This window comes from Roseivirga sp. AWQ4_251 (assembly GCF_056158225.1).
The window spans coordinates 1,953,003-1,971,332 of the sequence record NZ_JBSWSW010000002.1 but is presented as its reverse complement, the minus strand read 5'-3'; the positions used below and the strand labels follow the sequence as shown (position 1 = coordinate 1,971,332).

Annotated in this window: 20 protein-coding genes; 11 read left to right on the top strand and 9 right to left on the bottom strand. The window is 39.9% G+C overall.

Annotation, left to right across the window (positions count from 1 at the left end; genetic code table 11):
* Positions 1 to 8: 8 nt before the first annotated feature.
* A complete protein-coding gene (locus ACXACJ_RS22545; protein ID WP_475136699.1) occupies positions 9 to 1,745 on the bottom strand; it encodes a PAS domain S-box protein in 1,737 nt (578 codons plus the stop codon).
* A gap of 552 nt (positions 1,746 to 2,297) precedes the next feature.
* Between ACXACJ_RS22545 and ACXACJ_RS22540 the strand changes: the two genes are divergently transcribed.
* Positions 2,298 to 3,131 carry a toxin-antitoxin system YwqK family antitoxin gene (locus tag ACXACJ_RS22540; RefSeq protein ID WP_475136698.1) on the top strand — a complete coding sequence of 278 codons (834 nt, stop codon included), beginning with the start codon at positions 2,298 to 2,300 and terminating at the stop codon, positions 3,129 to 3,131.
* Here ACXACJ_RS22540 and ACXACJ_RS22535 read toward each other — a convergent pair.
* The gene (locus tag ACXACJ_RS22535) at positions 3,128 to 3,481 is read right to left on the bottom strand and encodes a YraN family protein (protein ID WP_475136697.1); all 354 of its coding nucleotides are present in this window, start codon (positions 3,479 to 3,481) and stop codon (positions 3,128 to 3,130) included. The genes ACXACJ_RS22540 and ACXACJ_RS22535 overlap by 4 nt on opposite strands.
* A gap of 62 nt (positions 3,482 to 3,543) precedes the next feature.
* Here ACXACJ_RS22535 and pgi point away from each other — a divergent pair, with 62 nt between their 5' ends.
* The 7 genes from pgi (at position 3,544) to ACXACJ_RS22500 (ending at position 9,042) form a co-directional block, all read left to right on the top strand.
* Entirely contained in the window at positions 3,544 to 5,196 is a 1,653-nt protein-coding gene (gene pgi, locus ACXACJ_RS22530; protein ID WP_475136696.1) for a glucose-6-phosphate isomerase, read from the top strand.
* A complete protein-coding gene (locus ACXACJ_RS22525) occupies positions 5,196 to 6,185 on the top strand; it encodes a type I phosphomannose isomerase catalytic subunit (protein ID WP_475136695.1) in 990 nt (329 codons plus the stop codon). The genes pgi and ACXACJ_RS22525 overlap by 1 nt, the downstream gene beginning before the upstream one ends.
* 14 nt (positions 6,186 to 6,199) lie before the next feature.
* On the top strand, positions 6,200 to 6,388 hold the full coding sequence (locus ACXACJ_RS22520) for a hypothetical protein (RefSeq protein ID WP_475136694.1): 189 nt from the start codon (positions 6,200 to 6,202) through the stop codon (positions 6,386 to 6,388).
* 34 nt (positions 6,389 to 6,422) lie between these two features.
* The gene (lipB, locus tag ACXACJ_RS22515; RefSeq protein WP_475136693.1) at positions 6,423 to 7,151 is read left to right on the top strand and encodes a lipoyl(octanoyl) transferase LipB; all 729 of its coding nucleotides are present in this window, start codon (positions 6,423 to 6,425) and stop codon (positions 7,149 to 7,151) included.
* On the top strand, positions 7,148 to 8,254 hold the full coding sequence (locus ACXACJ_RS22510) for a glycoside hydrolase family 113 (protein ID WP_475136692.1): 1,107 nt from the start codon (positions 7,148 to 7,150) through the stop codon (positions 8,252 to 8,254). Before lipB ends, ACXACJ_RS22510 begins: the two co-directional genes overlap by 4 nt.
* Before the next feature lie 54 nt (positions 8,255 to 8,308).
* Positions 8,309 to 8,707: a hypothetical protein gene (locus ACXACJ_RS22505; RefSeq protein WP_475136691.1), complete on the top strand. Its 399-nt coding sequence runs from the start codon at positions 8,309 to 8,311 to the stop codon at positions 8,705 to 8,707.
* Positions 8,708 to 8,880: 173 nt separating this feature from the next.
* Positions 8,881 to 9,042 carry a hypothetical protein gene (locus tag ACXACJ_RS22500; RefSeq protein ID WP_475136690.1) on the top strand — a complete coding sequence of 54 codons (162 nt, stop codon included), beginning with the start codon at positions 8,881 to 8,883 and terminating at the stop codon, positions 9,040 to 9,042.
* 26 nt (positions 9,043 to 9,068) lie between these two features.
* On the opposite strand, the gene ACXACJ_RS22495 is transcribed toward ACXACJ_RS22500, so the two are convergent.
* Both ACXACJ_RS22495 and ACXACJ_RS22490 read right to left on the bottom strand, forming a co-directional pair.
* On the bottom strand, positions 9,069 to 9,518 hold the full coding sequence (locus ACXACJ_RS22495) for a nuclear transport factor 2 family protein (protein ID WP_475136689.1): 450 nt from the start codon (positions 9,516 to 9,518) through the stop codon (positions 9,069 to 9,071).
* 45 nt (positions 9,519 to 9,563) lie between these two features.
* The gene (locus tag ACXACJ_RS22490) at positions 9,564 to 10,250 is read right to left on the bottom strand and encodes a head GIN domain-containing protein (RefSeq protein ID WP_475136688.1); all 687 of its coding nucleotides are present in this window, start codon (positions 10,248 to 10,250) and stop codon (positions 9,564 to 9,566) included.
* 147 nt (positions 10,251 to 10,397) lie between these two features.
* Between ACXACJ_RS22490 and ACXACJ_RS22485 the strand changes: the two genes are divergently transcribed.
* From ACXACJ_RS22485 to ACXACJ_RS22475, 3 genes are read left to right on the top strand one after another with little or no spacing between them, the layout of a single operon-like run.
* The gene (locus ACXACJ_RS22485) at positions 10,398 to 10,940 is read left to right on the top strand and encodes a CopD family protein (protein WP_475136687.1); all 543 of its coding nucleotides are present in this window, start codon (positions 10,398 to 10,400) and stop codon (positions 10,938 to 10,940) included.
* Positions 10,941 to 10,944: 4 nt separating this feature from the next.
* On the top strand, positions 10,945 to 11,583 hold the full coding sequence (locus ACXACJ_RS22480) for an SCO family protein (protein ID WP_475136686.1): 639 nt from the start codon (positions 10,945 to 10,947) through the stop codon (positions 11,581 to 11,583).
* Between the two features lie 3 nt (positions 11,584 to 11,586).
* Positions 11,587 to 12,027: a c-type cytochrome gene (locus ACXACJ_RS22475; RefSeq protein ID WP_475136685.1), complete on the top strand. Its 441-nt coding sequence runs from the start codon at positions 11,587 to 11,589 to the stop codon at positions 12,025 to 12,027.
* A 21-nt stretch (positions 12,028 to 12,048) separates the two neighbouring features.
* On the opposite strand, the gene ACXACJ_RS22470 is transcribed toward ACXACJ_RS22475, so the two are convergent.
* From ACXACJ_RS22470 to ACXACJ_RS22450, 5 genes are all read right to left on the bottom strand, one after another.
* Positions 12,049 to 12,771, bottom strand: a complete 723-nt coding sequence (locus tag ACXACJ_RS22470) for a hypothetical protein (RefSeq protein ID WP_475136684.1) — start codon at positions 12,769 to 12,771, stop codon at positions 12,049 to 12,051.
* A 2-nt stretch (positions 12,772 to 12,773) separates the two neighbouring features.
* Complete coding sequence (locus ACXACJ_RS22465; RefSeq protein WP_475136683.1) at positions 12,774 to 13,706, bottom strand: hypothetical protein; 933 nt, start codon at positions 13,704 to 13,706, stop codon at positions 12,774 to 12,776.
* Between the two features lie 20 nt (positions 13,707 to 13,726).
* A complete protein-coding gene (locus ACXACJ_RS22460) occupies positions 13,727 to 14,641 on the bottom strand; it encodes an OmpA family protein (RefSeq protein WP_475136682.1) in 915 nt (304 codons plus the stop codon).
* Between the two features lie 191 nt (positions 14,642 to 14,832).
* Entirely contained in the window at positions 14,833 to 15,288 is a 456-nt protein-coding gene (locus ACXACJ_RS22455; protein ID WP_475136681.1) for a hypothetical protein, read from the bottom strand.
* A 66-nt stretch (positions 15,289 to 15,354) separates the two neighbouring features.
* Entirely contained in the window at positions 15,355 to 18,159 is a 2,805-nt protein-coding gene (locus tag ACXACJ_RS22450; RefSeq protein WP_475136680.1) for a T9SS type A sorting domain-containing protein, read from the bottom strand.
* Between the last annotated feature and the right edge of the window lie 171 nt (positions 18,160 to 18,330).

The following is an 18,330-nucleotide window of genomic DNA, read 5'->3' as shown; positions in this document are numbered from 1 at the left end:
ACTGGTAGTTAGTTGTTAGGTATATTAAAAATGAAAGTTGAGCCTACACCCAGTTCGGATTCGAGCCTAATTGTCCCCTCATGCAACTCCACAATCTTTCTACAAATTGAGAGGCCAATACCCGACCCTGGATATTCATCTTTTGAGTGTAATCTTTTAAAAATATTAAAAACACTGTCGTGGTACTCTTTATCGATGCCTATGCCGTTGTCTGAAATTCGATAAATGATTTCATCGTCTTTCTGCTCCGCAGTTATTTCAATCTTTGGAGCAATTCCCTTACGGGTAAATTTTAAGGAATTGGATATTATATTGTTGAAAAGCCTGTAGAGTTTTGCCTTGTCTCCTTGAACACTGTAAAGCTCATCATATACGATTTCGGCTTGCTTCTCTTCTACTTGAACAGTAAGATCGGAAACCACTTCATTTACAAGGGTATTGACGTGAACAGTTCCCGTTTCCATATCTTGGCTTCCCACTCTTGAATATTCAAGAAGATCTTCAATCAAGGTTCGCATGCGGATGGAAGCCTTCTTTACAATTTCCAAGTAACTCTCGGCCTCTTCTCCAATAGGAGCTTCGATAGACATTTGGAAAAGCTGAAGAAAACTGCTGATGGTTCTTAACGGTTCTTGCAAATCGTGACTGGCTACATAAGCGAAGTTTTCGAGTTCTTTATTCGATCTTTCAAGCGCTCCAACCTTTTCTTTAAGGTTTCGTTCCGCTGCCTTTAATTCGTCAATATCCGCTATAATGCCAATCATGCCTTTTGGTCCGTCTTCAGCATTATCTACAGAACCCTTGGCATTAATCCATTTATACCTGCCGTTTTTGGTTTTGAGCCTGTAGATTACATCGAAGGGTTCGCCTTTCGTAAAGTGATCGTCTAATGCTCTTTGAAGAACTTCGGTATCATCTGGGTGAAGAATATGATTGAAGGAAACTCGGCCTGCCTCAATGTCGTCCGTTTTGTAACCTAAAATATCATAGAAGGAAGGCGACCACCAAACAGCGTCCTTTTCAATATCCATCCAATGCCAAACCGCTTCTCTGGCTCCCTCAAAAGCTCGTTCGAGTTTGGATTTTGACTCTTTTAATTCTAACTCTACTCTTTTTCTCGCATCAATATTTTTAACTACCGCCACGGCATGTTTTACATTGCCCTCATCGTCTCTCATTAAAGAAACGGATAAATGGACCCACATAATTTCACCAGATTTGGTGATGTAGCGCTTCTCCATTTGGTAGTTTGAAATCTCGTTTTCTAGAAGCTTTCCATAAAACTCTAGGTCACTATCCAAATCATCAGGATAGGTAAAATCTCCAAAAGTCATTTGTTGAAGCTCCTTTTCTGAATATCCAAGAAATCCTTCAAGCGCCTTATTAACCCTGAGTACTAAACCTTCAGTACTAACAAGGGCTACGCCTACAGCAGCGTTTTCGAAAATCTCTTTAAAAACGTTGTTTGAGGTAAGTTGAACTCCCTTTTCAACAGGAGGTGAAGTAAATGAGATAATGTACTTTCTTAGATTTTCCGCAGATGGCTGGATTGGGGTAAGCAAACAATCCAAGTTTTCTCCCCAAGCGGTATTGATTTTAACAAATAAAGGCTGATTCGAGGTTTCAGACCAAAACTCGTCACCCATTTCCATGGTTCCAAAATCAATCAGGTTGGTGATTTGACTACCAACTACTCCCTTGAACGCATACCCAAATGCCTCGGTGAACTGATCTCCCACTGACATTATGACCCCTTTTGCATCTAGCTCTACAAACACAACTTCACGTTTATTAATCAATAAATTCTAAAGGCAACCCTTCCTTTCAATCCTAATAATAACCAAAATTCAGTCTTGAAATCAGGGTAAAAATCTCATATCAACATATTTGACGTATGGATATATTTTACCGCATTTCAAACACGGTATTTCTATATGGCGAGGTAAATGATCTAAAACTATTTTACTGTTTGAAATAATTTCAGACCGTTCAAAGCAAATTTAGACATTTCATGTAATTCAAGACAATATTTCTTTATAAAAATAAACTAAGCATGTTAATACATACGTTATCCGCAATCTTAACATGAAGTACTCAACGAACGATAACGAAATGTGGGTTTAACTTGAATTAAATCGATTTCGAAAACAGGCAGGAACAACATGAGCCTAAACCGACTTTTTGACATTCATCAATGACTTCCCCAATCACATTTTTCTTTTAAAGAAGAATCATATTTAATTACAACATACCCTAAAGAATAATATGGTTTCATACTTTTCGTTAATTTCGAAGTCATGAAAAGAAGCCTTCTTATCATATTTCTTATCGGCTTACCTTTGATCGGTTTTTCTCAAAAAAAGACGAAAAAGGAAAAAAAGGCTCAAACTGAAGAAGTTGAGAAGCCCGATATTTCTGTTGAACTAGAAAAGAAAGACAGCATTCCTGATGTGCCTTTAAAAGAGAAAAAAAACACTTTCTATGGTGAAAAAACAAAACCAGAATGGACTGCAGCTGAAATTCAAGGCCGGAGACAGATTGAGGAGTTTTTTGTTTTAAGAGAACCCGTGGAAGTTGATCCTTATGTCCCCTTCATTGCAGTATACGACAGGGAAAAAAATCAGATTGTGAATGCGAGAAACCGGTCTGGCAAAATTGAAAACGTGGTTCATGGACCTTACAAGAGGCTTGTGAATGACAAAGTGGTTGAAGAAGGTGCTTTTTTCTTTGGGTCCAAACATGACAGATGGATGCTCTATAGCCTTCAACAAAAGTTGAACGACAAGGAGCATTTTCATAAAGGCTGGTATCGTGATTCGGAAATCACTTATTACGATCCTGAAAAAAAAACACGGATTAAGGAAGTTATCCCTATAAAGTACGGAAAGAGAGAAGGCCCATATTATCTGTTTTATGAAAATGGCCGTATTGCCGTTCAAGGCTTATATGAGTTCGATAAGAAAGTAGGGGTTTGGCAAGAATTTCATAACACCACCCGAACGATTGAAAAGAGGTCAATTCAATTTCCTTCAGATCCCTTTCAGAAAAACTTTAGGCCTTATGTGGTTAAAGAACTCGATCGCTTTTCAAATCTGATTTACGAATCACCCAAGGTGAAAAACGGTTTTTAATAAAATGCGTCTTCAAAATGCGCGATTTCTTCTCGTTGAGAATTCTTATGTATCGCAATAATATCGAAGCGAATATCACCTTCCCAATCATTTTCAATCATGTAATGCTCAGCTGCACGAATTACAGAGGTTTTCTGATTTTCAGAAACAAAACTTTCTGGTTCTCCAAATGCTTTGCTTTTTCTGGCCTTCACTTCTACAAAAACCAGAACGTTACCATACTTGCAAATCAGGTCGATTTCAGACTTCTTAAACCTGAAATTTTGCTCTAAAATCAAGTAGCCTTTCCCTTGCAAAAAACGAGCTGCAAGCTCTTCTCCCTTTTTTCCAAACGTTTGCATTGAATCCATACCAGACCTCCTTAATTTAGGGATTAAATTGAAGTAACTTGACCACCAAAAATAATAGTTCGATGCTGCACTCTATTAATCCTACGCAAACTCAAGCGTGGGAAAAATTGACTCAACACTTCTCAGAACAAAACCAAACTCAAATGCGAGACCTGTTTTCGCAAGATCCTGAGAGGTTTAACAAGTTCTCTCTAAAGTTTAACGACATACTTTTAGACTATTCTAAAAATAGGATTTCAGACGAAACCATCACTTTGTTGCTTCAATTAGCCGAAGAATGCAAAGTAAAAGAGGCCATTGCCTCGATGTTTGGTGGAGACTCGATTAACGCAACAGAAGGAAGAGCCGTTCTTCATACTGCACTTAGAAATATGTCGCGAAATGCAGTAACCGTAAATGGTGAAAACGTAATGCCAGAAGTGAAAGCAGTGCTAGCAAAAATGAAAGCGTTTGCAGACAAAGTAACTCAAAAAGAGTGGCTTGGCTACACAGGTAAACCTATCAAATACATAGTCAATATAGGCATTGGAGGTTCGGACTTAGGCCCTGTAATGGTAACCGAAGCTTTAAAACCATACAATACTTTTGGTATCGAAACCTTCTTTGTTTCCAATGTGGATGGAACGCATATTGCTGAAACACTGAAAAAAGTAAATGCTGAAGAAGCTTTATTTATGATTGCTTCTAAAACATTCACCACCCAAGAAACAATGACCAACGCTCAAACCGCCAGAGATTGGTTTTTGAACGAAGGAGCTTCTGAAAGTGATATAGCTAAACATTTTGTGGCACTTTCGACCAACGAAAAAGCCGTATCAGAATTTGGTATCGATACCCAAAACATGTTTGAGTTTTGGGACTGGGTGGGTGGCCGCTACTCTTTGTGGTCTGCTATTGGACTTTCTATTGCCTGTACCATCGGTTACGACAATTTCGAAGAACTATTAACTGGCGCCTATGAAATGGATGAGCATTTTAAAACAGCCAACTTCGATGAAAATATCCCTGTAATATTAGCGCTTGTTGGGCTTTGGTATACGAATTTCTTTGGAGCGGAAACCGAAGCGATACTACCTTACGATCAGTATTTACATCGTTTCGCGGCTTACTTCCAACAAGGAAATATGGAAAGCAACGGAAAATATGTAGATCGCTCAGGCGAAAAAGTTGACTATCAAACTGGCCCTATTGTTTGGGGAGAACCAGGCACAAACGGTCAACACGCTTTCTACCAGCTTATTCATCAGGGCACAAAGCTTATTCCTTGCGATTTCATGGCTCCAGCTATCAGCCAAAATCCAATTGGAGATCATCATCCAAAGTTGCTTTCTAACTTCTTCGCTCAAACCGAAGCCTTAATGAACGGTAAGTCTAAAGAAGAAGTAGTAGCAGAACTAAAGGCAGATGGCAAATCTGAGGAGGAAATTGAAAAATTGGCTCCGTTTAAAGTTTTTGAAGGAAATAGACCTACCAATTCAATTCTTTTCAAAAAATTAACTCCTAAAACCCTTGGCTCCTTGATTGCTATGTATGAACATAAGATATTTGTTCAAGGTGTGATTTGGAACATTTACAGTTTCGATCAGTGGGGAGTAGAATTAGGCAAAGTGTTAGCCAAAAGAATTCTTCCAGAGCTATCAGGCTCAGAGCAAGTATCATCTCACGATAGCTCCACCAATGGCCTTATTAACAGTTACAAATCCATGATTCAATAATGACAGATAAGAAATACCTCTATCCCTTAAAATTCGAAACCATTTTTAAAGAGAAAATCTGGGGAGGAACCAAAATTCGAGACGTTCTAGGCAAAGACTTTTCACCTTTAAAGAACTGCGGAGAAACTTGGGAAATCTCTGGAGTTGAGGGAAATCTGTCTAAAGTAAGTGATGGTTCGCTTAAAGGAATGACCATTCCTGAGATAACGGCCATGTTCAAAGAGGATTTTGTAGGAAAAAAAGTATACCAACAATTCGGAACAGATTTTCCTCTTTTGGTGAAGTTTATTGATGCTGCTCAAGACCTAAGCATTCAGGTTCACCCTGACGATAAACTCGCAAAAGCAAGGCATAACAGCTTGGGAAAATCAGAAATGTGGTATGTTTTTCAGGCTGACAAAGGTTCTAAATTGATTAGTGGCTTCAATAGAAACACTACTAAGGAAGAATACTTAGAATACTTGAACAACGGTAAATTGACAGAGCTGCTTAACGAAGAGAGCGTTTCTCCTGGAGATACATTCTATTTACCAGCAGGCCGTGTTCATACCATTGGAAAAGGGCTTTTATTGGCTGAAATCCAACAATCTTCAGATGTTACCTATAGAATTTATGACTTCGATAGAGTAGATGATGAAGGCAATAAGAGAGAATTGCACACTGAACAAGCCTTAGACGCTCTTGATTACAAGGCTCATTCAAACTATAAAACCAAGGTGAATAACCGAATGAATGAAGTTGTGCCATTGGTTAAATCGCAATACTTTCATACCAACCTGTTAGAGTTTACTACAGGAATTATTAGAGAACATTATAACAAAGATTCATTTGTCATTTACACCTGCACAGAAGGTGAAGCCGAGCTAGAGACTCAGGGGCATAAAACAAAAATACGTATGGGAAATGCAGTTTTAATACCACAAAAATTCCCAGAAGTGCACATAAGAACAAAATCCGGCTTTAAAATGTTGGAAACGTATGTGCCTTAACATATTTTTGTACTATGGCTGGAAAAAAGAATATGAAAAATTTCGAAGCCACGTTCTTACACTTAAAAGATGAGACTGTGGAAAAGAAAGAGTTTCTGGCGCGAAATCATACTTCAGCCCTAAGAAAGGCTAACAGACTAATTACAAAAAATGTACGTGTGTTGTCTGTTGACCAATTAGAGGGCGGGGAAGTATCAGCTTAAAAAGTGTGTGTGTATGGCTGCATTCGCGTAAAACATGAATATTCGAATTAATAAGGCTGTTGAGGTAATCGATCGTAGAATGGAAGATTACCAAAGTGTATGGGATTATCAGGAATCTGTTTTTAAAAACACAGTTGATAAAAAAATACAGAATAGGCGTATTGACGATCCTACTCTGCAATCTCCTACAGACAACTTTCTTATTTTTTGCGAACATCCTCATGTTTATACTCTTGGCAAAAGTGGGTCTATGGAAAACCTGCTACTAGATGAGCAGGGGTTAGAAAATCATTTTGCGAAATTTTATCGAATAAACCGTGGTGGAGATATTACTTACCATGGGCCAGGGCAACTGGTAGCTTATCCGATAATTGATCTCGAAAATTTCTTTACCGATATTCATAAATACCTTCGGTTTTTAGAAGAATCGGTAATCCTCACTTTACGGGAATACGGCATTAATTCAGGCCGTATTGATGGGCTTACGGGAGTTTGGGTTGATTTTGAAGAAGGAGCTCAAAATCCGCGTAAGATATGTGCGATGGGAGTCAAATCAAGCAGATGGGTAACCATGCATGGTTTGGCTCTCAACGTAAACACCGACCTCTCCTACTTCGGTCACATTGTGCCTTGTGGCATAGATGACAAAGCTGTAACATCTATGAAACAAGAATTAGGGCATGAAGTAAACTTCTCTGAAGTTCAGCAAAAATTAACTAACCATATTATAGAAGTATTCGGAATGGAGTTGATTAAGCCATGAATACCAAAAGGCTCATCATCAGCATTCTCCCCATTCCTCTTCTTTTAGGGATATATTTCATATTCAATACTTCAAACCCACCTTCATCACAAATAATCATACCCAATGCAGAAAAGCACAGGGGTGTTTGTTGGGTAGGCGGGCCAAGAGAGATTGATGAATCGGAAATAATCAACCTGGCAAATCACAACATCAACTGGATTTCTCAAACTCCATTCGGATGGCAAAGCGGCCACGACAATCCTGAAATTGGAACACTCATAGGCCAAAAAGGATTTCGAGGCATGTGGGGAGAAAGAGATGAGGGCTTGAAAAAAACCACAGAGCTTGCGAAAAAGCACGGCATTAAAACAATTCTGAAACCACACATATGGTTAAGAGATGAAGCTGGTAAATGGCGTGGTGAAATTCAGATGAAATCTGAGGAAGATTGGTTAAAATGGTTTCAAGCTTACGAAACCTTCATTCTACATTATGCAAAACTAGCAGAAGAGAGCCAAATGGAAATGCTCTGTATTGGCACAGAGCTTCATCAAACTTGCGTAGAAAGAGAAAAAGACTGGAGAAGTTTAATTGCCAAAGTCCGCTCAGTTTATTCAGGCAAGTTGACTTACGCTGCTAATTTTTCTAAGGAATATGAAGAAGTTCAGTTTTGGGATGCTTTAGACTACATTGGAGTTCAGGCTTACTTCCCTCTTGCTTCCGAAGAAGAAGCTTCGGAGCAAGAGCTAAGAAAGGGTTGGCAACAGCCCATAAAAGACTTGGAAAAGATATCGGCCAAGTTCGATAAACCCATATTATTTACGGAAGTCGGTTATAAAAGCACCAAAAATGCTGGAGTTACGCCTTGGGAATGGCCGGCAAGAATTAACGAATCAGAAAGAGAAACTATCTTTTCTGAGCAGGCGCAAGCCAATTGCTTCAAGGCTCTATTCGATGAAGTTTTGGAATTGCCTTGGATGGCCGGTGTCCACATTTGGAAATGGTACCCCAACTATGAAAACCAAAGGTTTAGAGGCAATAACCAATTCAATATCGACTTCACCCCACAAAACAAATTGGCCGAAAAGATCATTTCTGAAGAGTTCGCAAAGTTGAAATAGAGATTCTATAAATCAGAATCGTATTTTTGCTCTTCCAAACGCATTAACTAAAGCATGAAAAAAGACATTGATTTCCCAGAAGTGGCAGGCGTTAAAATTGCCATTGCTAAAAACATTAATCAAATGGGAGAAAGTGAATGGAATGTTTATCTGGTCAATAAGAACCTGATTGCTTTAGAAAATGTGATGATCGTATCTAAAGGCTATGAAGATAAGGATGGTTCTGGACGAAAAACTTCGACCCTAAGACACCTGATTGAAAAGGTTGAAGAGCAAAGTGTGGCCAAAGTAGAGGCCATCAGCCCTGAAGTATTTTCTTTTCATAATGAATTCTGGGTCAGCTATTACATACTGAATGAGCTGTTCGATAAAAAATTTGTGATTGAGCCTTTCAATGAATTTGATCTAGACCTTATTGAAGAAATAGACTTGAAAGGGAAATTAGCTCTATAAACCCTTTCTAGAATCGAATTCAGACCCTTTTCTGTTATTCAAAAAATTTTCGAACCAAGTGAAGTATTTTTTGGTTTATAGTTTGGATAATGCAAACGATTGCATAATTTTGAAGCAGAGATCGACTAAGGCATTAAGGAGTTTGATTTTGAACAATAAGTAAAGTAAACTAAATGGAGAATTTCAGCACTAGTCGTGTAGCGAATGAATCTAATGGAGAAAAGGTTAAAGCACATTCGCAGAACTACGCCAATTCACAAGGTCCGCAAGACTTCAATCACCAGCGCGTTTCAGTGAGGGAAATTATTGAGGATCATTACCGAAGAGGTAAGTAAAAAAGAGCCCCAATTGGGGCTCTTTTTCATTTACACTGATCCTTTCTTCGTGTATCAACAATATATATGATTTGCCAGCCCTTTTCGCCTTTATAAAGCTGAAAAGAATTGACTCCGCAATGAGAGAATTTTCCTCCCAAATAGAATTGATAAGGAGTCCATACGGCTGCTAATGAGCCATCAATTTTTATATCCGCAAACTCTATTCTTTCGTCCCAAACCTGATCGTGAGGTGTACCCACAGCTTTCAGAAAACCTTCAATTCCTTCTCCAGAAACAACGGTTTTTCCTTCTCTATTCTCGGAGAGCGTTTGCATAATTGCTTTATCCGCAAAAGCTGAATGAACCATCGTGCTATCGCCTTTACGCATTCCGTCAAAAAGCCTCATGATGGTTTTCTTTATTTCGGCTTCATCCGATTGTGCCTTAACAGAAACACTGCAGATCAATAGAATTAATATCAAAAATCTTTTCATAGCTTAATAAAACATCAAGATAGGTAATCCCTTTTATTTTATTAACTATCTACCAGCTCTAACAGAGCCTCCTGTGTTGGTTCTCATATCTACCTTCGGCCTACCTTTGTAATAAATAGAACCTCCTGTTGAAGCTCTTCCTGAAATATAATCATCTGCCGAAACTCGAATATCGGCTCCAGTATTAGCTTTAACATAAGCCTCTTGCGCCTCCACTTCATAAGCATCTACAGACGCACCCGTGTTAGCACCAACTTCAACATTTTTAATTTCACCAGAAAGCTCAATATGCCCAGCAGTTGCTGCTGAAATATCAACCGTTTCGGAATAAGCTTCCAATTTTAGACTGCCAGAAGTATTGGCACTCAATCTCAATCGGTCCACTTTGATTTCATTCTTATACTTTACATCGGCACCGGTATTTACGACAATTTCATCCGGATCTTCAGTATAAGTCAGTGTCATTCTTACCTTGCTCCTTTTGTGAATTCCCTCAATTTTTAGGGTTAGGCCATCTCCTCTCACCTCAGTTACCACATCTTCCAAATCTATTCCAGAAGCTTCAATTTCCACTTTGTTCTCATTACCTTTTTGAGCGACCAACTCAATTCCCTGAGAAACTTTTACACCTCTAAAAACTCTTAAATCTCGCGTTTCTGTTCTTTGAGCAAAAGCTGCCGTTGTGAGCAGCAGAAACACCATTGTTGTTGTGATTTTGATGATACTTTTCATGTTTTCTTCCTTTAATAAATAATACCAAAGACGACCATTTTTGAACAAGGGTTGCTTCTTAAAAATAAAACGTGCTTGCCTCGTGGATTCAGCCTCATTTTTTTAGGTAGCATATGATTTCGGATTACCTTTGCACAAAGCATTGATATGGCTGATCCTTACATCAAATCGCTTCATATAATCTTTATTGTAACTTGGTTTGCAGGGCTATTTTATATTGTCAGGCTGTTTATTTACCAAGTGGAAGCGGCTGAAAAACCAGAGCCTGAAAAAACGATTTTAGGCAACCAACTTAAAATAATGGCCAACCGCCTTTGGTACATCATCACTTGGCCATCGGCTGTTTTAACTCTCATAATGGGAAGCTTAATGATTATCAGGTTTCCTCAGATGCTTTCATTACCTTTTATGCAGATCAAACTGGGCTTTGTTTTATCGCTCTACATTTATCATTTCTTCTGCCATAAAATTTACAAACAGCTTCAAACCGACATTATAAAATACAGCTCTACTCAGCTTAGAATATTCAATGAGGTGGCCACGCTTATACTGATTTCAGTAGTATTCATCATTGTTCTGAAAAATGAACTGAGCTGGATAAAAGGAACGGTGGGCTTTATACTCGTTGCCATTCTTTTAATGATAGGCATCAGAATTTATAAGAAGATAAGACAGAAAGGAGAAAAGTAAGCTTATGAAAAAGCAATTGGGACTTATAATGATTACCGCCACTTTGGTTTTAAGTGCTTGCGGCTCTAATGAAAACAAAAGACTTCCTATAATGGGAAGAACCGAATATGTAGAAACCGGAAACACAATTGATACGGTTTATCATACTATTCCCGATTATAACTTGGTAGATCAGGACAGCATGTCAGTTACTCCTGAGACTTTCGAAGGAAAAATCTACGTTGCAGACTTCTTCTTTGGTACTTGCCCTACTATTTGTCCTATTATGAAACAGCAAATGATACGGATTTACGACAGATTTAACACCAATCCAGAGTTTGCTATTCTTTCTCACACCATTGACCCTGACCACGACACGGTGGCTTATTTAAAGGATTATTCCGAAAGACTGGGTATTGAAGATAACAAGGTTTGGCACTTTGCCACTGGCGATAAAGCTGAAATTTACGAGCTCGGTAGTGCAACCGGCTATATGGTTCCGGTAGGTGAAGACAGTGAATCACCAGGCGGCTATATTCACAGCGGAGCTTTTATCCTTGTAGATAAAGACAAGCGAATTAGAGGTTTTTATGACGGAACTAAACCTGCGGAAGTAGATATTCTGATGAACGATATTGATCGACTGCTGAAAGAATATCACTAAGTCATGCGTAAACTTCTTCCCATACTCCTTATTCTAGCTGTACTTTCTGCTTGCGGAAGCGACAACAGCAAAGGGGAGTCCGAAACAACCAACACGGCAGTCACAAAGCTTTCTCAAAAGGAAACTCAGTACTTCTCGAACGGCAAAAGGCTTTACGAGAGCTATTGTTCAAACTGCCATATGGACGATGGAAAAGGACTTGGAAAGCTTATTCCGCCATTGGCTAAATCCGATTACTTGAAAAATCACAGAAGTGATCTTCCCATCATTCTCAAATTTGGGCTGAATGGGCCAATAACTGTCAATGGAACCGATTTTAATCAGCCGATGCCCGCCAACCCAAAATTGACTGACCTAGAAGTGGTTGAAATATTGACTTTTGTTGGGAATAGCTGGGGGAATGAGCTTGGCGGTTTTACACTAGAAGAGGTGAAAAGAGATTGATCTTCTCACCTCTCTGATAATTTAGTTGCAAGAAGCAATAATCTTTTTAGCTACCTGAATGGCTAGTGCTTTACTGGCTTGGTCGTTTTCTCCGCCAACATCTACATTCACCCGAAAACGAACTTTGCCATATTGCACCACCAAAGCTCCAAGAGAAGGAGGAGAAAGCTTAGTTCTGGAGGCATCCCAAATGGCGATATCCCCCACTTTTTCATTAATAGCCACGTAATTGAGTTTGGCGAAAACTCCTGTGAAGCCTTGTGACATGTTGTACTGCTCTTCAGTAATTTCTCCAGCATCTAACTTAGCCTTTAACTGTTCTTTCATCTGAGCAGTGAGTCGCTCACGTTCTTCTGGGGTTGGAGTTTTGTAAACCGATTTGAAGTTTTCAATTGGATCTTCAGCTTTCACAATTTCCATGCTATTGAGCGCAATGGTGTTCATTAAAGGCAGTTTCATTCCCTGAAATTCTCCCATTCTGCCAGTATCCCATTGGTAATCTCGGCTGTTCCATTCTGTGCGTTTGTTGTTATCGCTGCCATTGGTTTCGAGCGATTTTCCGCCAGTATCAACCAGTTCAAGCACCATTTCTTCTGTCAGAAGTTTGCTGGGGAAATTGATGTTTTGCTCCAAACATTTAGAGTTTGAAACGCTGGCTTCTGTGGCCATTGGAGTTCCATTTTCTGCTGAACCTCCACAGCCAGCGGCCACCAAAAGTATAGCTAGTTGCAATGCTTTAATCATGATTAATTTCCGTTTGGCATATATTGAGACATGTTGAGCACTTGATAACCTTCTGTGATAAAAGTGTAAGAAATTGAAGGGTTGACTTCGTTTGTTGACATAGACATCGCCATGTTTTCAACCTTGTCTATCATGTGCATTTCCAACACCATACCTCCTTCAGCTCGTGCAAATGGGTTAGCGCCCATACTTGCTCCTTTGCCCTGTAATCCCATGAACATTCCACTCATTTCATCGGCCAGATTGCTTAGTTCAGGAGCCACCCAGAAAGTCATGGTTCTGTCCTTTTCTGTGTCCTTGAGCACATATTCTTTGCATTCATAACCTGCAATTTCTTTCGTATTGCCGGTCTCCTTTAACTCAGCTGTTTTGGTCCAATCCTCTTCTTTTTCATCAAGATTTAGGGTCGAATTCATGTTGAAGCTTGTCGCCACTTTCGAACCTTCATTCTCCATAAAATTGATGCTGTTTTCTCCATCGATGATCATCAAATTGAAAGCTTCTCCGAGGTTTCCTTCTTCGTCCATAAACTTCATTCCGATGTAGTCATTAGGGCTGAAAAAGTATTCATAGAAAATGGTACCTACTTCCTTATTCTTCTTTAGGTCGAAGAACTTGAATTGACTTTTCATGCTGCTGGTAAACTGATAACTCGGTTTCAGTTGGATTTCCTCGTTAGTACTACCAAGGTTCATCATTCCAGACAAATCCATTTCTTCAGAAACTTCATCTTCACCTTTTTTCTTCTTCTTTTTTCTCTTGAAAAGACCTTCCAACTTATCAAGACTGCCATCAATGGTTTTATCAATTTTATCGTCCAAACGCTTTTCAGATTTCTCCTTTGCTTTCCGTTTGACCTGATCTTTCTTCTTTTCCTGCGCCAGGGCGACCGTGCTGATGAGCACCGCCAACAGGAGGCATAAAATCTTTCTCATACTTATAAATTTTAATTGTTCTATTTCAATCGTCTCACCAGTTCAACCCTGCGATTTTTCGCCCTTCCATCTTCTGTAGCATTGTTGCTGACAGGCGCATAAGGTCCAACTCCGGAACTCTCTAATTGCTTGGCATTCACCGCAAAATCGGTGGTGAGTTTTTGGACTACAGCCGCTGCTCTATTTTTTGAAAGCGTAAGGTTTGAAGCCACCGAACCGACATCATCGGTATGGCCAACCACATAGAGATTCACAGCAGGATTGGCTTTCAGATAACTCGCAATTTCTTGTAAAACCCCATCAGATTCTGGTTTGATTTGGGAACTTCCCGTATCGAAAGTGATGCCGTAAACGGAGATCATTCCCTTATCATTTAATGCTGATTCAAGGGTATGTAAATCTACTTTTTGCTCCATTTCTTCGGCTTCTACTACATGAATTTCGTAGCCTTGTTCTCCTAATCCGTAACCGAAAACCATGGCTACATTGTATAATTTCCCGTCTTTACTGAAGCTGGCTGCGTGATAGGCGAAGCGTTCGCCATAATAAACCGGAATTTGAAACCTAGCGGGTTCCAGCGCTTTCCAGAACAAGCCAATATCTCCGCATTCATCGCCATAACAGCTGAAAATGGTTTCGGCCTCACTGGCTTGAAGCGCCTTCTTAAAATTGGTGAACACCTCGTAAACCGATGCTTTATCAGTAGGCATTGTGTAGAAGATTCGAAAGATTCGGCCCTCTGCTTTTTTATTCTTTGATGCAGAATAAGCACTATTTACCGCACCCGTAACAAGTTGATAAGGCTCGAATGAGGTTTCTTCATATTGATAAATTTTGGAACCTTCGAATGCAGGAAAAAGGGGATGATCCTTTTCTTCCTGAGCATTTAACATAAAGCAGCCAAGTAGCGCACTGAGTAAGAGTAGTTTTCTCATGAAATTGATTTTTCATGACTTTATTCCGTTGCGCGAACAGATGTGAACAGCAAACTTCAAAAAATTAAAGCCCGGGGTTGGCTATACACCAAATCACCCGGGCTCTCGACTACTCAATTATTAATCAACCATATATCGTTCTTCCTTTGATACAGAAACAAGTTCAGGATGACAATTTGTGATTCTCCTGACTAGTTACCTGTTGCCAGAGCAAAAACATAGGAGCCTGAAGTTCCTGCTACACTTCCGCCTTGATCGTTTACACTAAAAGAAAGCTCTACCAAAGTTTCTGATACCACTTTGATGGTAACCAATATGCCATCATTCCTTTCGATAAGGTTGGCATTATCTGGGTCTGGGAAGGTGAATGTGCCCGAAACAGGCCAAACATCTTCATATCCTGAAGGCACATTTGAAGCTGTAAAACTTCTATTGCTGGTGAAGTTTAATTGAAAATTTTGCCAAAATCTGGAAGCATCTAACCCTTGATAAACCACAGCGCGGTTCCCTTCAGAAACTCCCCAGGTTTTCGCCAACGCCTCAACAATCAAATCCTCTTCAGTAGGTTCCGTATCACCTCCACCTCCACAGGAGAAAAGCAGAAAGGCCGAAAGCAAAAGCATATATTTTATTCTAATCGATTTCATTTTGATTTCTTTTTACTCGTGAATAATAAATCGGAGTTTCACTTTCGATCCACCCCGATTCCCCACCTAGTTTTTAACAATTCGTTTGGTTGCCCACGCTCCATCGGCCAGAATTTGCAGGGTGTAAATCCCCGTTGGTAAAGCAGCAATGCTCAATTCAAACTCCTTTCGGTTTTGGAATAAAGCAGTACCATGGGCAGTGCCTTGACTATCGTATATCGTAGTTTGAATTTTCTGATAAACCTTTGGCATTTCTACCTTAAAGACTTCAGTGGCGGGATTTGGATAGAGCGAAACGCGCTGACTGATTTCTGGATTTTCCGCACTGAGAACTTGCATACTGAAGCATGCTGATCTCTGAGTGCAGCCATTCACTGTAACATCAACCGCATATTCGCCAAAAACTGTGGGCTTGAAAGTTATTCCAGTTTCTCCAGCAATGGCTTGGCCTGTAGCACAATCAATCCACTGATAAGTGGCATTTTCAGGTTCAGCCCTTAAAGTAGGTTCATCCTTGTTCGACTCATCTAATGTAATGCTTGGGTTTGGTTTAGGGATTACCGCAAGCGAGACATTCACAGTAGAATCGCAACCGTATTGATTCACTAGGATTTCCTGATAATCGCCAGAAGCACTCAAGGTTTGGGTCCCTAAAGTGAAAGTTTCACCTTCACAAATTTCAACCGCATCGAGATCTACCACATCAGGAGCATGAAAATTTACTTGAACCTGAACGGTTGAATCGCAACCCGCCTGATTTTCCAGAAAGAGTTGATACATACCTGATTGGGTAATTTCCATTTCACCAAAATGGTAAACCGAACCCTCACAAATATCTTCATCGTCCAGTGTTACAAAATCCGGAATATTTACTTTAACACTTACCGTTACAAGCGAATCGCAGCCAAATTGATTCGTAAGCAATTGCTCATAATCACCTGATTCTGTAATGATTTGACTCCCAAATTGATAAGTTGAACCCTGGCAAAGCTCTACCGCAGCGAGTTCTACGAGGTTGGTTTCATGAACAATCAAGTTGACCGTAACCGTTGAATCACCGCCTATTTCATTTTTCAAATCGAGTTGGTAAGAACCTGACTCCGTTAAAGTTTGATCTCCAAAAGTGTATTCCGTTCCCTCGCAGATTTCCACATCGCCTAATCCAACCAAATCATCGTTTGTAATGGTTACGGGCTGAACAACTGTGGAGTCACATCCATATTGATTTTGAAGCACAATCTGATATTCTCCTGTTTCGGTTATGGTTTGTCCGCCAAATTCCATCGAGCTTCCATTCCTCAATTTGATATCATCCAACACCACGTAATCTGATGGGTTTACCGTCAAACTAAGCACTACAGTACTATCGCAGCCCAAAACTGACTGAAAAGTATGGGTGTAAGTGCCTGATTCAGCATAATATTGACCCCCAAATTCATAGTTGCCATCATCCAAACACACCGACTCAGCCACTTCATAAGTTTTCGATTCACAAGAAGCAAAGGCATAAACTTCACCTCTTCCGGAATCATTAAAATAGCTATTGCTAGTTCCTGGAGCTCCTACTAAAAGTAGGTTTTCGGTATAGGCCAAACCCGTTCCAAAAGCCGCAGCAGCAACGCCCGCGTAACCATTTTTGGGAGGAATCACCTCTGCTTTGATGGTCTGAACTTCCTGCCAATCGCCTTGCTCACTGCGCTCATAGGCATATACAACCCCAGATGCATTTACTGAACTTTCTACATAATCGAAATTAGGAGCAGCAACAAAAGCTCTATTGCCATCAATCAAGACCTTTTCGCCAAAGGCATCGCTATTATCAAGGCCATCAGGAGCTAATTCCTTAGCCTGAGACCAAATTCCATCTGCTTCAATTTCAAAGATATAGGCCTTATTATCCACTCCAGAAAGTCCTCTTCTGGAAGCAACAATGGCATTTCCAGAGATGTCTACCTGATGCCCAAGCCTGTAGTAATCATCATAATCGGTAATTAGCAAGGTTTGTTTGTGCTCTATTTCAGACGTTCCTTTCAGCTTAAATACATCCAGTTTTCCAGCTTGAGTTTTGCGTGGCTCATAGCTTGTGTAGGTATATATATTCACATTGTAGGTAACATAGCTATATTCTGTTGAAGACTTATCCCAGCCAATCACGATGGTTTCATCAGCCATGGCTATGGCTGGGCCAACGAAATCGCTATCATCAAATTCATTCTTAAACTTGAACACTTCACCTTTTCCCAGTGGGCCGCCATCTTCATTTTTGATAGTAGTGGCGGTTCCTAAATCCAGAGTTGCCCTGATGCCCCAATCAATGGTGCCATCTACTCCGTAGACATCAAACACAATCAGTTCATAGCCATCATCACTGTTCACGAACATTGCCAAATAGTTCCCAGTGAAATCCATCGACACATTCCGAATGCCTGTTCTACCAATTTCTGGTAACATGCTATGAAACTGCCAACTTCCATCAGTTTGCTTTTGGTACAAAAAGGCCAAAGAAGTGTCTGTGTCTCCCCCATTTGGTTCCCTTCCAACCACTATAAAATCTTTCCCGATAACGACCTTTCCAGTAGCTTCATCAAAAGTATGGCCTGTCGGTGGCTCCAATTGACTTACTTCTGCCCAGCTTCCATTGGTATGTTTGAAGACATAGAAAATGTCGTCATACCTTCTCAATCCACGATCGTTGATGTACTCTGGTGAGCTTGCTACCAAATAATCTCCGTACATAGAAAGCTCGGTTCCAAAGCGCTTTAAACGGCTATCTTCCTTTGTACCGAGAAACGATATGGTTTGTGTAAACTGCTGTGCCCAAGCGAAAGTGCTAAAGCTCAACAGCAATAAAATGAGTAGTTTTTTTCTCATAGACTTTCAATTTTTTTCCTAGAATTTCAATTCATAGCATTCTATTTGAACCCAATGAATCAGGGGTTAATACCATGAGAAAAAGAGATGTGAACAGTGATAAAACTTTTTTAAAAAATTGATTCAGCTCTGATTTTTGCCTTTTATATTGTTTATGAAATAGGGTTTCAA

Coding starts and splice junctions, on each gene's coding strand:
- ACXACJ_RS22495 (WP_475136689.1), bottom strand. CDS start 9,518: ATGAAAAGATTTTTGATATTAATTCTATTGATCTGCAGTGTTTCTGTT.
- ACXACJ_RS22450 (WP_475136680.1), bottom strand. CDS start 18,159: ATGAGAAAAAAACTACTCATTTTATTGCTGTTGAGCTTTAGCACTTTC.
- ACXACJ_RS22455 (WP_475136681.1), bottom strand. CDS start 15,288: ATGAAATCGATTAGAATAAAATATATGCTTTTGCTTTCGGCCTTTCTG.
- pgi (WP_475136696.1), top strand. CDS start 3,544: ATGCTGCACTCTATTAATCCTACGCAAACTCAAGCGTGGGAAAAATTG.
- ACXACJ_RS22535 (WP_475136697.1), bottom strand. CDS start 3,481: ATGGATTCAATGCAAACGTTTGGAAAAAAGGGAGAAGAGCTTGCAGCT.
- ACXACJ_RS22475 (WP_475136685.1), top strand. CDS start 11,587: ATGCGTAAACTTCTTCCCATACTCCTTATTCTAGCTGTACTTTCTGCT.
- ACXACJ_RS22480 (WP_475136686.1), top strand. CDS start 10,945: ATGAAAAAGCAATTGGGACTTATAATGATTACCGCCACTTTGGTTTTA.
- ACXACJ_RS22510 (WP_475136692.1), top strand. CDS start 7,148: ATGAATACCAAAAGGCTCATCATCAGCATTCTCCCCATTCCTCTTCTT.
- ACXACJ_RS22470 (WP_475136684.1), bottom strand. CDS start 12,771: ATGATTAAAGCATTGCAACTAGCTATACTTTTGGTGGCCGCTGGCTGT.
- ACXACJ_RS22525 (WP_475136695.1), top strand. CDS start 5,196: ATGACAGATAAGAAATACCTCTATCCCTTAAAATTCGAAACCATTTTT.
- ACXACJ_RS22460 (WP_475136682.1), bottom strand. CDS start 14,641: ATGAGAAAACTACTCTTACTCAGTGCGCTACTTGGCTGCTTTATGTTA.
- ACXACJ_RS22545 (WP_475136699.1), bottom strand. CDS start 1,745: ATGTCAGTGGGAGATCAGTTCACCGAGGCATTTGGGTATGCGTTCAAG.
- ACXACJ_RS22500 (WP_475136690.1), top strand. CDS start 8,881: ATGGAGAATTTCAGCACTAGTCGTGTAGCGAATGAATCTAATGGAGAA.
- ACXACJ_RS22505 (WP_475136691.1), top strand. CDS start 8,309: ATGAAAAAAGACATTGATTTCCCAGAAGTGGCAGGCGTTAAAATTGCC.
- lipB (WP_475136693.1), top strand. CDS start 6,423: ATGAATATTCGAATTAATAAGGCTGTTGAGGTAATCGATCGTAGAATG.
- ACXACJ_RS22540 (WP_475136698.1), top strand. CDS start 2,298: ATGAAAAGAAGCCTTCTTATCATATTTCTTATCGGCTTACCTTTGATC.
- ACXACJ_RS22485 (WP_475136687.1), top strand. CDS start 10,398: ATGGCTGATCCTTACATCAAATCGCTTCATATAATCTTTATTGTAACT.
- ACXACJ_RS22490 (WP_475136688.1), bottom strand. CDS start 10,250: ATGAAAAGTATCATCAAAATCACAACAACAATGGTGTTTCTGCTGCTC.
- ACXACJ_RS22465 (WP_475136683.1), bottom strand. CDS start 13,706: ATGAGAAAGATTTTATGCCTCCTGTTGGCGGTGCTCATCAGCACGGTC.
- ACXACJ_RS22520 (WP_475136694.1), top strand. CDS start 6,200: ATGGCTGGAAAAAAGAATATGAAAAATTTCGAAGCCACGTTCTTACAC.